This is a genomic window from Pseudomonas sp. T1.Ur (assembly GCF_023516725.1).
Classification (GTDB): Bacteria; Pseudomonadota; Gammaproteobacteria; order Pseudomonadales; family Pseudomonadaceae; genus Aquipseudomonas; species Aquipseudomonas alvandae.
The window spans coordinates 5,028,663-5,039,598 of sequence record NZ_JAMGSN010000001.1 but is presented as its reverse complement, the minus strand read 5'-3'; the positions used below and the strand labels follow the sequence as shown (position 1 = coordinate 5,039,598).

Below are 10,936 nucleotides of genomic sequence, written 5' to 3'. Positions count from 1 at the left end.
AGCCATGTTCGGCCAGCACCTGGGCAGCTTGAAAAGCAACATGGTCGAGCTGGAACAACTGCACCAGCGCACCTTTGACAAACACGGGAAATTGCAAGGCGCCGACTTCTTCGCCGAGCGCAAACGCCTGATGGGCCAAATCGACAACAGCCTCGGGCCGTTGGTGCGCAAGGGCACGGGCATACCCAATCATCCGAAGCTCAAGAGTGCGTTGGGGATTTCCAATCGCAGCCTGGTGCACCACTGGAGCAGGGCTGGGGTGGCGGGTGGGATTCCGGGGTATGCGACGCATATCGAGGGGGTGAGTCGGGCCAGTAAGTACATCAAGGCTGGGGGGTGGATTGGGATTGGGTTGGGGGCGGCGGCTTCGGGGGTGAAGGTGAGTGAGGTATGTCGGACCGGGCGGGAGGAGGAATGTAAAAAAATCAAATATACGGAAAGCGGGAAGTTTATTGGAAATGTGACAGGGGGAGCGGCGGGTGCTGCGCTTGCTCCACATGTTTGTGCTGCGCTTGGCAGAAACCCTTTGGGCCGACTTATTTGCACAATTGTTGCTGCAGGTTCGGGTTCTTATTATGGGGGGGAGTTAGCTGGTGTAACGGGTGAAACTATTGGTGAAAATGTCTACGAGTTAAGTCAATGAGCTTGGAGGCTTCAGAAGTCGTTTATACGTTGTGTGGCGTGGGTGTTTTTGCCTTTGGTTTGATTGTTTTGATTGTTAGGCTCTATCTAGTTTTGTTTCTGATGGAAGAGATGGTGAAAGGGTTGTCTAATAGTGGGCTTGTTCGAGAACAAAGAGGAATGGCGGATTCTGGTTTGGTTGGAAAATTTCTATTGCTCTCAAGTATAAGCATGCTCTTGGTTTTTCCTAGGTTCTCAATTCGACGTGGCTACTTGGACCCAAAGGATTATGAGCTTTTCCCCAAGTTATTAAAAAAATGGATAAAGTTTGTTGATGTTTCGATGGTCGTTTTTTCAATGGCATTGTTGGTGCTTTGGGCTGTGGGCAAGTACTACGGATTTATTCAGGCGAGGTGATAGCTCGCCTCGCGTCGCTTCTTAGGCAGAAACTAATAATTTTTGCAACGGTCCTGGATTGACGCGGCTACGAGCCTTGGGAGGTAACGGCCTAATAACTTGTCTATGAAGTACATCAATTAATTAGATATAAAAGGATGTTCATGAGTTTGCTTGAAAAAGCCACATTTCCCTGCACTGAGGTCACGTTAGAAAAAGCCGAGGCCAAGTTCTATGTGGTGTCTAGAAATAAACTGATCTTGATGTCTGTTTTGTTGTCTGGTTTCTATTTGCCTTACTGGCATTACAGAAACTGGAAAGCCTATCGGACGGCGACAGGTGAAAAGGTCTGGCCATTGATACGTGCGTTTCTGAACATATTCTTCGTTTATTCCCTCGCTACGAAAATCCAACGTCAGTTGAATAGCGCGGGCCGGCAATACGAATGGCATCCCCGATTGCTTGCGTTGGTGATCATGGTGGTTGGGATCTTCGGTAACTGCATCGTCTATCTGCCGATCAGCGTGAAGGCGTACCTTCCGATTGCGCTGTTCCTGATGGTTTTTTCCACCCTCTGTCTGCTTCGCTTTCAGGCGGCAATCAACCATTTGGAAGGAGATCCAGAGGGGCGTCAGAACTCAAGGATAACTATGGCAAACGGTGCGTGGATTCTATTGGGGTGTGTCGTCTGGTTCTTCGTGATCTACGCGATGTTGCTCCTGTCCGGGTACGTGTCGATTCGCTGAGTTCCACCCGTTCCCTATAGCTGCCTGGGTTTGTCCATTTGCTATCGAGCAAACCCAGGACCGCAGACCCTATCTCGGGTCAACCACATCCAACGCCCGGTTCGCCAGCAACTGGCTCAACTCGATCATCTGTTGCACCCCCAGCGCGATATGTCGTCGGGAGCCGTCCAGGTCGAAGGCCAGGTCGCTGACCATGGCGTTGGCCGAGGCCAGGGTTTCGCTGAGGTTGGCGAGCAGGCATCGGCGTCGATGTCAGGGGCGATGACGAAAAGGGTATCAGGGGTGTCGGACATTTTTTTCCCGGCTTTTGGCTTCAGGTAATAGTCCAGGGCGCGGGTGGCGGCTTCGTCAAGCCGCTTGGCGTTGGCCGCTTGGCAGCGGGATAGGTGGTCGTCTGGGGGATTCGGAGTGTGCTTGGGCATCTTTTTGGATCCTTGAGGTTGAGCCCCCACTCACTCGCGACTAAACGAGGGGGGGGGCAGCTGTACGCAGGTTAGTCGACCGGGGATCCAAGGAACCGGCGCGCCCGAGGGCGCCCTGCGCACAGCCACCATCAGGTGCAGGAATAGGAAATACCTGACTGAATGGAGCAGTGAGCACCTTGGAATACCGAGCGACTAAACCCGATCACTGATGGGCAGTGACGGAATCAAGTTACCGTTGGCGTCCAAGGCGCACAAGCCGGCGGATTCTGGCGTAGTTGTAGGCAACGGCGCAAGGCACTGTAGCCTGCCGTTGTAGTTCCGCTAGGGGATGAGCGTAGGACGGTGTAGGTTCGGATCGGTAGCGGGCGGCCGGATGGAAGAGGGGCTGCTGCGCAGCCCAGCGGGAGCAAGCTCCCTCGCCACGGGTGATTGTTTGGCCGCTCGGTCGCCAGTCCCTGACGTTGGGCGCGCTTCAAGGTAAACTCGTCGCCCTTCGCAGGAGCCGCCATGAATTATCGCCACGCCTTCCACGCCGGCAATCACGCCGATGTGTTCAAACACCTGACCTTGACTCGCCTCATCGCCTTGATGTCGCGCAAGGAGCAGCCCTTCGCCTACCTCGACACCCACGCGGGCATCGGCTTGTACGACTTGCAGGGCGACCAGGCCAATCGCACCGGTGAATACCTGGAAGGCATCGCGCGTTTATGGGGCCAGGATGACCTGCCGCCCCTGACCGCCGATTACATGAAGGTGCTCCACGAGATGAACCCGGACGGCCAGCTGCGCTACTACCCGGGCTCACCGGAATTGGCGCGGCGCCTGACCCGGCCGCAAGACCGAGTGCTGCTCAACGAGAAGCATCCGGAGGACGGCGTGCTGCTCAAGGACAACATGAAGGGTGACCGTCGCGTGGCGGTGCATCTGGGCGAAGGCTGGCATGTTCCTCGTGCGTTGTTGCCGGTGGCAGAGAAACGCGCGCTTATGCTGATCGATCCGCCGTTCGAACAGCTTGACGAGATGCAGCGTTGCGCCGCCTCGCTCAAGGAGGCCATCGGCCGGATGCGCCAGACGGTGGCGGCGATCTGGTATCCCGTGAAGGACCAACGCCAGTTGCGTCGTTTCTACCAGGACTTGGCTGGCACGGGAGCGCCCAAATTGTTGCGGGTGGAGTTGCTGGTGCACCCGCTCGCCACGCCCAACAGCCTGAACGGCTCCGGCCTGGCCATTGCCAACCCGCCATGGGGGCTTGAGCAAGAGTTGCGGGAGTTGCTGCCGTGGTTGTCCAAGAAGCTTGGGCAGACCCAGGGTGGGTGGCAAATGGATTGGTTGATCGCTGAAAGCTGATCGCTGAGCCGATGCATTCAGGTCGTCAGGCGGGACGCCTTCGCGAGCAAGCCCGCTCCCACATGGGGTGTCGAGGTGTACGCGACACCTGTGTCCGCCCCGGGCCCCTGTGGGAGCGAGCTTGCTCGCGATGGCGGCGGCACATCCAACATCACCGCCCCAGATCCACCGCTATCGCGAGCAAGCTCGCTCCCACATGGGGATCTGAGGCGTGCGCAAGAGTTGTGTACGCCACCGGACCTGTGGGAGCGAGCCTGCTCGCGAAGCTCTTCAGGGCACCAATATCAAATCGGGCAAGTCACGCCCGTGCCGCCAATCCCGCAATATCCCTCAGGGTTCTTGGCCAGGTATTGCTGGTGATACGCCTCGGCAAAGTAGAACGTCGGCGCTTCGTCGATTTCGGTAGTGATTTCGCCTTTACCGGCCTTGTTCAGCTCAGCCTGGAACACGTCCTTGCTGTTCTTCGCCGCTTCCAGTTGCTCGGGCGTGGTGCAATAGATCACCGAGCGATACTGGGTGCCAATGTCATTTCCCTGGCGCATGCCCTGGGTCGGGTTGTGCAGTTCCCAGAACATTTTCAGAAGCTGCTCGTAGCTGACCTTCGCCGGCTCGTAGACCACCAGCACCACTTCGCTGTGGCCGGTCAGGCCAGAGCAGACCTCTTCATAGGTCGGGTTCGGCGTAAAGCCGCCCGCATATCCCACCGCCGTACTGACCACGCCTTCACGTTGCCAGAACTTGCGCTCCGCCCCCCAGAAGCAGCCGAGGCCGAAGATGGCGAAATCCACGTCCATGGCAAACGGGCCCAGCAGCGGCGCGTCATGGACGAAGTGTTTTTCCGGCACGGCCATCGGGGTTTCACGGCCGGGAAGAGCTTGATCGGGAGTAGGGAGCACGTTTTTGTTCATCAGGATTTCCGAGCGCAAGAGTATTGGGGCAGCTGCAAGCTGCAAGCTACAAGCTGCAAGTGGTGAGAGTGTGCCACCGTTAGCTTGAAGCTTGAAGCTTGAAGCTTGAAGCTTGAAGCCTGCCGCTTGCCGCTAGCGGCAAGGATAGCGCTTGAGCTTCTCGATAAGCTCCGTGCCGGGGATCGGCCGGTCGAAGAGGTAGCCTTGGCCGACGTCGCAGCGGTGGCGGCGCAGGAAGGCGAGTTGCTGGGCGGTTTCGATGCCTTCGGCTACGACCTTGAGTTTCAGGTTGTGGGCCATGGCGATCACCGCGGAGGTGATTTCCATGTCGTCCTGGTTGTCCGGGATTTCATGGATGAAGCTGCGATCGATCTTGATGATGTCGATCGGGAATTTTTTCAGATAGCTCAAGGACGAATAACCGGTGCCGAAGTCGTCCATGGCCAGGGTCAGGCCCAGGCGCTTGAGCTGGTCGAGCTGCAAGTGTGTGTCTTCGGTCGCTTCGAGCAGCAGGCCTTCGGTCAGCTCCAGTTCCAGCAACCGTGCGGGCAATTGTTCTTCCTTGAGGATGCTGGCAATCGAGGCCACCAGGTCCGGATCGGAAAACTGCTTGGGTGACAGGTTGATCGCCACTTGCAGGTTGCCCAGGCCGGCGGCGGTCAGCTGTTTGCTCATGCGGCAGGCCTGGCGGGCGATCCATTTGCCGATGGGGATGATCAGGCCGGTTTCTTCGGCCACGCTGATGAACTGGTCCGGGCGGATCATGCCCTTCTCTGGGTGGTTCCAGCGCAGCAGCGCCTCCATGCCCAACAGGCGACCGCTGCGCAGGCAGAGCTTGGGCTGGTAGAAGACATCCAGTTCATTCTGGGTCAGGGCCCGGCGCAGGTTGTTTTCCACGAACAGCTTGTAACTGGCCTCGGCGTTCAAGGCCTCGGTGAACACCTGGACCTGATGCTTGCCGTTGGCCTTGGCCTTGTGCAGGGCGAGGCCGGCGTTGCGCATCAGCGTCTGGGGATCGCGACCGTGCAGCGGCGCGCAGGCCAGGCCCACGGAGCCGGTCACGCTGATCAATTGGTTATCGACGAACATGGGCTTGTCGAGTGTCATCAGCAACTGGCTGGCGATCTGTTGGCCGGCCTCGAGGTCGGTGTCGTCCAGCAGTACCGCGAATTCGTTACTGGCGAAGCGCGCCAGGCTGCCGCTGGGGCTCAGGCTGTTGCGCAGGCGCCGGGCCAGGCTGATCAGCAGTTTGTCGCCGGTCTGGTGACCGAGGCTGTCGTTGATGCGCTTGAAGTTGTCGATGTCCACCAGCAGCAGGCTGATGGGCGAGTCGCTGTCCCGGGCGAAGCGTTCATCGAGGTTGCGAATGAACGCTGGACGGTTGCCCAGGTTGGTCAGGTTGTCGGTGTAGGCCAGGCGCTCGATGCGTTGTTGGGCCAGTTTGGTCTGGGTGATGTCTTCGTAGATGCCGATGTAGTGCGTCAGTTCGCGGTTATCGCCATAGACCTTGGAAATCGACAGCTGGCCCCAGTAGGGTTCGAGGTTCTTGCGCCGGCTTTTGAATTCGCCCTGCCAGCTGTTGCTCTGGGCCAAGGCTGAAGGCGCATCGAACAGCAACTCGCTGAGGTTCTCCAGGGCTGGCAGCTCGGACAGCCGTTGGCCGTGGACCTCCTCGGTGGTGTACTGGGTGATGGCGGTGAAGCTCGGGTTGACGTATTCCACCACGCCGTCGCAGTTGACCAGCAGGAACGCGTTGGCGCTCTGTTCCACGGCGCGCTGGAACAGATGCAGGGCGCTGGTGGCGGTGCGGCGGTTGTGGTTGTTGATGACTTGGGCGAATTGGTCCGCCAGTTCGCCGGCGAAGGCGATCTCGTCCGACTGCCAGGCGCGGGTGACGCCCACTTGTTCCAGGCACAGGACACCGACCACCTGGCCATCGATCCGGATGCTGGCGTCGAGGATGGCATTGACGTCGCGGGCCCGTAGGTTCTCGGCCATTTCCCGGGTGCGCGGGTCGCGCATCGCATTGTGCGCATCGATGGCTCGGCAGGTCTGCAGCGCCTCCATGTAATTTGGAAAGTCGTTGGCGTTGATGACATCCGGAAGGAAGTAGTCCTGGGAGGCGCGGTTATAGGCCGAGATCGGCACCAGTTTGCCGTCCTCCAGGTTCCAGATGCTTGCGCAGTCGATCTGATAGATATCGCAGGCGCTGCGGGTGATCAGCTCGGCGGCTTCTTGCAGCGAATTGTTGGCACTGTAGCGCTGGCGGGTCAGCAGCAGGATCAAGTCTTGTTGGGCGCGGACCCGGTCCAGGTGCTGGAGCTGTTCCTGCTGGGCGCGCTGGTTCAGTTCCAGGGCGATCTGCAATCGTGAGTTCTGGGTTTCCAGATCGACGGCCGGCAAGGACGGCTCGTCCTGCAGCAGGTCGTCGACGACCAACAGATAACCGCGCAGCAGGTGACGATTGTGCTGCCTGTAGGCCTCACCGGTCTCCAGCAGGTTCATTGGCCCCTTGGCTGTGTGCAGCGTGTAGCGGATCAGGTAGTGGGACGCCTGGGCCAGTTGCTGCTGGATTGCGTCATGCAACTGATAGCGCGCTTCCGGCTCCATCAGGCTGGCGTATGGCGAACTGACCAGTGAGCACAGTTCCACGGCCGGCAAGCCGAAGTAGCGTTCGCAATTGGGATCGAGGAACAGCAGCGCCCAGCTTGCTTCATTCAGCCGTTCGAAACGCAGCATACCGAGCCGCGAGGGCACCGGTAACTGCGTCACTACCTCGGCCGCCATGCGGCTGGCGGCATCGGGTTGGCTTTTCATGGGGAAACTCGCTTCGAAAATGCTGATCGCGCCGGGCTGACGCCCTCGTCATTACGGATTGCCGCAAGGTTGCATCATTGCGGCACTGGCTGACAAGAGACATGAAGGCCAAGTGCTATAAACCTTTTATCGGCCGACAAGGGGATTTCTCCAGTTGCCAACCGATCAGAGGTATTCATCGGCCTGCCGCCGATCAGCGCAACGGTATATCGACGACCTCCAACGGAGCGCCGTCACGGTCATGAAACGTTACCTGAACGCTCTGGGCCGTGACTTTCAGCTGAGCGAAGTTGTCCTGGCTGATCACCTTGCTGGTCAGCTCATATTGGTACTCACCGCTTGGAGCCCGAGCCATGGGTTTACCGAAAATAAAAGTCGACGCCTTGGCGTAGGGCAGCAGCTTGCTGTTGCAAAACGGCGACGAAACGATGGTATGAACCTGGAAGTCAGGATCCTGGCTATGCGCCAACAGGCTCGTCAGGGAGCCGTGCACGTCGCCGGATACAAAAATCACGTTCTTGATCCGATGGCTGCGGATGGCCTCCAGCAATCGCAGGCGTTGCGCCGGAAAAGCCTGCCAGGCGTCCCCGCCATTGAATCGACGGTCGGGGTAGAACATGACGCTGGTGACGACGAACTTGACGCGGGCGGTGCTGTTGACCAGCCAGTCGAGCAGCGATTGTTCCTGTTCGGCATCCAGGATGCGTCGGTCTTTCATCGACAGGTTGCGGCGAGTCCGGCTGTCGGTCACGAACCACTCGATATCGCCGTGGGCCAATAAATACCAATAACGTGTCAGGGCTTGACTTAGCGTGCCGTCGCTTAAAAGTTCATGGGCCGGGCTGTGGCTGGCTTGGTAAGTCTCATAGGCGTCCAGGGCATTTGCATAAAATGATTCATCGTTCTTGTTTTTACTGGTCGGCCAGTTGTCTTCTATTTCATGATCGTCGAGCATCATGTAAGTGGGAACGCTGGACATCAACTTCTTTATGTGGGGTTGGGAAAACGCCGTGCGGTATTTTAATAACATGTCTTTGGGGTTGCGGTCCGGGGCAATAATATTCAAGTCGTCGAGATAAACCTGGTCTCCGGTCATCAGCACGGCGCTGATTGTCGGATCGGCCTGTTCGACGATTCGGTTGATACCGGCGAACGTGCGGTCCCCCAGCGCTGGTCGCGATGGGACGCCAGCGGTGATCCGAAGGTATCGGCAAGAGCCGACGATATAGCTGCGCGCTGCGTCGCGCTTGTCGGGTGGTGTGCGCAGTTGATAAACGTCCTTGGGCCATTGCAATGGCAATTCCAGGATGGTTTCTACGGTATGGGCCGGGCTCAAGGTGGATTTCCAGCCGGCCTGGTATTCATAAACGGTATCGGACTGGAGGTCTTTCAATACGATGACGGCGGAAAAATCGCGGTAGGAAAACAGTCGCACAAACTGTCCTCTTGACCAGGCGATTTCGCCTTTTCGCCTGTAGCGAATGCCGGCGAAGACGGGATTGTTATTGTCTTTATCGCCTCGTAGAAATACGCGCGCGTGATCGGTTGTTGTATGGCCCAGAATAGGGCCGACAGTGGGCTTTAACATGTTCGAATCCATTCGAAGTGATAAGAAGTGTTTTGTGGTTGAGGGCTGTTAGGCTCTGTACGAAATGTATCCGCACTCGCCCATACTGCGTTGAAACGGGGCTCGGAATGCTCATGTACTCCAGTACACTCCGCTTCCTCGCCCCGTTTCGCCTTGTCTGGCCTTCGCGCGAACACATTTCGTACAGAACCTAGTGGGCAGTCGGAACTATGCTAAAGCGTTGCGCGCGATAAATAGTTAGAGGGGAGGGGGCGTTTGTTGTGGGCAATGGTTAATAGAAGTAGTAGGCCTTGTTGCGTAACGCGGTAGGAAGAAGCCTGTATGGATAAGCGAATTTATTCCGGGCAAAAAAAGCCCCGCCAAATGGGCGGGGTTGAGGTACGAGCGTGGCGCTCGGAAAACGACTGCCGAACGGCCCTCCGCAAAGAGGGCCTTTCGGTGTTACAGCAGGATGGTGCGGATATCGCCCAGCAAGTCGCTCAAGCGCTTGGTGAAGCGCGCGGCGGCGGCGCCGTTGATCACGCGGTGATCGTAGGACAGCGACAGTGGCAGCATCAGCTTCGGCTGGAAGGCCTTGCCGTCCCAGACGGGCTGGATAGTTGCCTTGGAAACGCCCAGGATCGCCACTTCCGGCGCGTTGACGATCGGCGTGAAGCCGGTGCCGCCAATGTGACCGAGGCTGGAGATGGTGAAGCAGGCGCCCTGCATGTCGTCGGCGGTGAGCTTCTTGCTCCGGGCTTTTTCGGCCAGGGCAGCGGCTTCGGCAGCCAGTTGCAGCAGGCTCTTCTGGTCGACGTTGCGGATGACCGGTACCAGCAGGCCTTCCGGGGTGTCGACGGCAAAGCCGATGTGCACGTATTTCTTGCGGATCACCGCCTTGCCGCTTGGGGCCAGGGAGGCGTTGAAATCCGGCAGCTCCTTGAGCAGGTGCGCACAGGCCTTGAGCAGCAGCGGCAGTACGGTCAGCTTGACGCCGGCCTTTTCCGCCACGGCTTTCTGTGCGACGCGGAAAGCTTCCAGCTCGGTGATGTCAGCCTGGTCGAACTGAGTCACGTGCGGGATGTTCAGCCAGCTGCGGTGCAGGCTCGACGCGCCGATCTGCATCAGGCGAGTCATGGCCACTTCTTCGGTTTCGCCGAAGCGGCTGAAGTCCACCGCCGGGATCGGCGGGATGCCCGCGCCGCCGGTGGCGCCTTCGGCTGGAGCATTCTTGGCCTTCTGCATCATGGCCTTGACGTAGGCCTGCACATCTTCCTTCAGCACGCGACCGTGAGGACCGCTTGGGCCGACGGCCGACAACTCGACACCGAATTCACGGGCCAGCTGACGCACGGCTGGGCCAGCGTGCACCTTGGCACCGCTTGGCGCAGGCGCGGCGGCGACAGGGGCAGGTGCTGCTTCGGCCTTGGCCGCAGGCGCGGCGGCGGGTGCTGGCGCTGCCTCAGCCTTGGCGGCTGGCGCAGCGGCCTGGGCTGGCGCGGCAGGTGCCGAGGCACCTGCTACTTTCAGCTTCAGGATCAGGTCGCCGGTGCCGACTTCGTCTTCCAGCTTGACCTCGACGCTTTCCACCACACCGGCGGCTGGCGATGGGATTTCCATGCTGGCCTTGTCGGATTCCAGGGTGATCAGCGACTGGTCGGCTTCGACGGTATCGCCGGCCTTGACCAGTACTTCGATGATCTTGGCCTTGCCCGACGAACCGATGTCCGGGACATGAATGTCCTGGACAGTAGCAGCGGCAGGCGCGGCGGCCGGAGCGGGAGCCGCTTCGGCAGCCGGTGCGGCGGCAGGTTTTTCAGCCGCGGCCGGGGCAGCCGCAGGGGCGGCCGCTTCAGGCGCCGCAGCGGCGCCCTCGACTTCCAGCTCCAGCAGTTCGTCACCTTCTTTCAGGCGATCGCCCAGCTTCACTTTCAGGCTCTTGATCACACCGGCCTTCGGCGCAGGCACTTCCATGCTGGCCTTGTCCGACTCAAGCGTCAGGATGCTCTGATCGGCTTCGATACGGTCGCCGACCTTCACAAACAGTTCAATTACTTCACCTTCACCGCTGCCGATGTCAGGTACGCGAATGAGTTCGCTCACGAAAAT

General features: G+C 59.0%; 7 protein-coding genes and 1 pseudogene. 3 read left to right on the top strand and 5 right to left on the bottom strand.

Features of this window, described 5'->3' with window-relative positions; genetic code table 11:
• Positions 1 to 639: 639 nt before the first annotated feature.
• Both M8Q45_RS22250 and M8Q45_RS22245 read left to right on the top strand, forming a co-directional pair.
• On the top strand, positions 640 to 1,038 hold the full coding sequence (locus M8Q45_RS22250) for a hypothetical protein (protein WP_249876414.1): 399 nt from the start codon (positions 640 to 642) through the stop codon (positions 1,036 to 1,038).
• Positions 1,039 to 1,181: 143 nt separating this feature from the next.
• Positions 1,182 to 1,763 (top strand): hypothetical protein, encoded by a 582-nt coding sequence (locus M8Q45_RS22245; protein WP_249876413.1) that lies wholly within the window; start codon positions 1,182 to 1,184, stop codon positions 1,761 to 1,763.
• A gap of 69 nt (positions 1,764 to 1,832) precedes the next feature.
• On the opposite strand, the pseudogene M8Q45_RS22240 reads toward M8Q45_RS22245, so the two are convergent.
• Positions 1,833 to 2,185: pseudogene (locus tag M8Q45_RS22240) on the bottom strand (DUF6124 family protein).
• A 510-nt stretch (positions 2,186 to 2,695) separates the two neighbouring features.
• Here M8Q45_RS22240 and M8Q45_RS22235 point away from each other — a divergent pair.
• Entirely contained in the window at positions 2,696 to 3,535 is an 840-nt protein-coding gene (locus M8Q45_RS22235) for a 23S rRNA (adenine(2030)-N(6))-methyltransferase RlmJ (protein WP_249876412.1), read from the top strand.
• 284 nt (positions 3,536 to 3,819) lie between these two features.
• On the opposite strand, the gene msrA is transcribed toward M8Q45_RS22235, so the two are convergent.
• The 4 genes from msrA to aceF all read right to left on the bottom strand — a co-directional run bounded on the left by msrA (position 3,820) and on the right by aceF (position 10,930).
• Positions 3,820 to 4,467: a peptide-methionine (S)-S-oxide reductase MsrA gene (gene msrA / locus M8Q45_RS22230; protein ID WP_249877376.1), complete on the bottom strand. Its 648-nt coding sequence runs from the start codon at positions 4,465 to 4,467 to the stop codon at positions 3,820 to 3,822.
• Positions 4,468 to 4,575: 108 nt separating this feature from the next.
• Positions 4,576 to 7,260 (bottom strand): putative bifunctional diguanylate cyclase/phosphodiesterase, encoded by a 2,685-nt coding sequence (locus tag M8Q45_RS22225; protein WP_249876411.1) that lies wholly within the window; start codon positions 7,258 to 7,260, stop codon positions 4,576 to 4,578.
• A gap of 193 nt (positions 7,261 to 7,453) precedes the next feature.
• Entirely contained in the window at positions 7,454 to 8,848 is a 1,395-nt protein-coding gene (locus tag M8Q45_RS22220) for an alkaline phosphatase D family protein (RefSeq protein WP_249876410.1), read from the bottom strand.
• 441 nt (positions 8,849 to 9,289) lie between these two features.
• Entirely contained in the window at positions 9,290 to 10,930 is a 1,641-nt protein-coding gene (aceF, locus tag M8Q45_RS22215; protein ID WP_249876409.1) for a dihydrolipoyllysine-residue acetyltransferase, read from the bottom strand.
• Positions 10,931 to 10,936: the final 6 nt, after the last annotated feature.